Annotated in this window: 2 protein-coding genes and 1 pseudogene; all 3 read right to left on the bottom strand. The window is 71.7% G+C overall.

The window, feature by feature from the left end; all coding sequences use genetic code 11:
• Positions 1 to 547: methyltransferase (locus E1289_RS37410; protein WP_131988895.1), on the bottom strand; the 547-nt coding region annotated here is incomplete at its 3' end.
• Positions 548 to 616: 69 nt separating this feature from the next.
• Complete coding sequence (locus E1289_RS37405; protein WP_131988893.1) at positions 617 to 1,564, bottom strand: VWA domain-containing protein; 948 nt, start codon at positions 1,562 to 1,564, stop codon at positions 617 to 619.
• Positions 1,561 to 1,928 (bottom strand): annotated as a pseudogene (locus E1289_RS37400) (DUF58 domain-containing protein); the annotation flags it as partial. The pseudogene E1289_RS37400 and the gene E1289_RS37405, both read right to left, overlap by 4 nt.

The raw sequence follows: 1,928 nt of genomic DNA, 5'->3' as shown, positions 1-1,928 counted from the left end.
GTTCGGTGGGGAAGCCCTGGCCGTTCAGCCACCGCTGGAGGGAGTCGGAGCCGAGGTGCTTCTGGACGACGAGGTGGGCGGCACCGGTGGGGGTGAGGCGGGGGAGCCAGGTGAGCAGGAGGTCGTGCAGGGCGGCCTTGCCGATGCGGATCGGGGGGTTGGACCAGATCGCGTCGAAGCGGAGGCCGGGGTCGATCTCGTCCGCCAGTACGAACCTTACATTGTCAAGGCCGACGGCTTTGGCATTGCCTTCAGCGAGTGCTAGAGCTCGCTGATTAACGTCCACACCGAAAACCCTCGCCTGCGGCGAGCGCATGGCCAGGGTGAGGGCGATGGGGCCGTAGCCGCAGCCGAGGTCGAGGAGGTCGCCAGCCGGGGGTGGGGCGGGTGCGGTTTCGAGGAGGATGCGGGTGCCGGGGTCGATGCGGTCCGGGGAGAACATTCCGCTGTCGGTGTCGAGGCGAAGGTGCAGGTCCGGCAGGACGAGGTCGACGGAACGGCGGCGGCTGGCGGCGTCCGGCCGTTCGGCGAAGTAGTGATCCCCCACGTCGGCCGACCGTATCAGCGTTGGGCGGGTACCGGCGCCGTGTCGGCGGTACCGCGGGGGCGGGGCCCGTCAGGGCAGGCGGGAGAACCAGGCCAGCGAGGCGCCGCCCGCGGCCAGCGCGAACAGCAGCGCTATGCCGATGTAGCGGGCGGCGACGTCGCGGTGCTCGGTCTCGAAGCCGAGGGAGCTGCCGATGTTGGCGTAGACCTCCCCGAGCTGGCCGGCGTCGGCGGCCTCGTAGGCCTTGCCCTCGGTGTTGTCGGCGAGGGCGCGCAGGGTCTCCTTGTTGACCGAGACGCTGGTGGTCTCGCCTTCGATGTCGACGGTGCCGTAGGGGGTGCCGAAGGCGATGGTGGAGACGGGGATCTGGGCGACGCGGCTGGCGTCGATGGCCTCCTGGACGGTGCGTCCGGTGGTGTTGTCCCCGTCGGACAGCAGGACGATGTGGGCGGGCGGCGGGTCTTGGCGGGCTTCGGCGTCGAAGGACTGGACGGCCTGCAGGGAGGTGAAGACGGCCTCGCCTATGGCGGTGCGTTTGGCCAGGGTGAGCCGGTCGAGGGAGGCGATGGCGGTGGTGCGGTCGTCGGATGGCGCGGCGATGAGGTTGGCGCTGCCGGCGAAGGCGACGACTCCGACGTTGAAGCGTCCGGGGAGTTCGCCGATGAACTTCTTGGCGGCGGCTCTGGCGGCGTCGAAGCGGCTGGGTGAGACGTCCCTGGCCATCATGGACAGGGAGACGTCGACGGCGACCATGATGGTGGCGCGGTCGCGGGGGACCTTGACCTCGTCGGCGGGGCGCGCGAAGCCGAGCATCATGAGGGCGATCATGATGAGGAAGAGGGTGGCGGCGACGTGCCGGCGCCAGCCGGGCCGTCTGGGGGCGACCTGGGAGAGCAGCGCGAGGTTGGTGAAGCGGACGGCGTAGGTGCGCCGGCGCATCTGGAGCAGCACGTAGGCGGCGCCGAGGAGCGGCAGCAGGCCGAGGAGCCAGAGGCGTTCGGGTGACAGGAAGGTCATGGACGCGCTCCCGCGGTGGAGACGGGCCGGCCTGCGGCGCGGCGCTGGCGGAGGGCGAATCGGGCGATGTCGGCGATCCAGTCGCGGTCGGTGCGCAGGACGAGGTGGTGGGCGCCGGTGCGGCGCAGTGCGTCGCGGGTGCGGGCGCGTTGCGCGGCGGCGGCCGCGGCGTACCGTTCGCGGGTGCGGGCGCTGAGGACGATCTCGTGCATGGTCCCGGTCTCGGGGTCGGTCATCTCGACGAGGCCGACGTCGGGGAGGTCGAGTTCGCGGGGGTCGATGATCTCGATGGCGAGGACCTGGTGGCGGGCGGTGAGGCGGCGCAGCGGGCGTTCCCAGTCGGGGTGGCCGTGGGTGGCCGCGG

The sequence above is a fragment of the Actinomadura sp. 6K520 genome (assembly GCF_004349245.1).
Classification (GTDB): domain Bacteria; phylum Actinomycetota; class Actinomycetes; order Streptosporangiales; family Streptosporangiaceae; genus Spirillospora.
This window is presented reverse-complemented; position numbering and strand designations above follow the sequence as displayed.

Coding starts and splice junctions, on each gene's coding strand:
- E1289_RS37405 (WP_131988893.1), bottom strand. CDS start 1,564: ATGACCTTCCTGTCACCCGAACGCCTCTGGCTCCTCGGCCTGCTGCCG.